Here is an 812-nt window from a genome sequence, read left to right as displayed (position 1 = left end):
TCCGGCGTGCCTACCAATGCGCCTCCGCAGCCCGACCGGGCCCGTCCGATACCCGTCCACAGCATCGGCTCCACAAAGTCGTCCGCATCGGCTTGCTTGCGCAGCTCATCCTGACGCAGCACTCCCGCCGAGTGGGAATCCTGTGCCCGGTGCTTCAGCTGTTCTCCCATCCGGGCATCAAACTTCGACATCAGCTGTTTGGTATAGTCACGCGCTTCTTTTTCCGTCTCCCGTACGATCACATGCACCCGCAGTCCAAAGTCGATCTTTCTGTCGTGCGCCGCCGCACGTGCGCTCATCTCCTGCATCGTCGCATAGATGTTCTCTTCCGGCTCCGGCCACATCAGAAACACATCGCAGTATTTGGCGCATACTTCCTTGGAGCCCGGGGAGATGCCCCCGAAGTACAGCAGGGGACCCCCGTTCTGCTGGTAGGGTTTTACCGGGTCCGACGGCATCTTGAACTGGTAGATCTCGCCCTGGAAGTCGATCTCATCACGCGTCCAGGCCTGCTTCAGGATCTCGATCACCTCTTCGCAGCGCTTGTAACGATAGGCGGAGTCCTCTTTCAGACCCGGAAGGTCCGAGTTGATGATATTGACCGTCAGCCGGCCTTCCAGCACATGGTCCAGCATCGAAAGATGACGCGCCAGCATCGGCGGGTGGATCTCTCCGGTACGGATCGCCGCCAGCATATTGATCTCTTTTACCTGCGGGGCCATCGCCGCCGCAAACGGGATCACCTCCTGGCCGACGATATAGGAGGTCGGCAGCAGTATGTTCCTAAAGCCCATCCGGTCCGCCGTCTTTAT

At 59.5% G+C, this 812-nt stretch carries 1 protein-coding gene; it reads right to left on the bottom strand.

Translation table 11 applies throughout. The features are described 5' to 3' along the window. The coding region (locus tag ABD851_RS14405; protein WP_344980495.1) for an LLM class flavin-dependent oxidoreductase at positions 1 to 794 on the bottom strand (794 nt) is incomplete at its 3' end. Positions 795 to 812 lie beyond the last annotated feature (18 nt).

Source organism: Compostibacter hankyongensis (assembly GCF_039541075.1).
GTDB lineage: Bacteria > Bacteroidota > Bacteroidia > Chitinophagales > Chitinophagaceae > Compostibacter > Compostibacter hankyongensis.
Note: the sequence above shows the minus strand (reverse complement) of the source record. Positions and strands in the feature narration are given on the sequence as shown.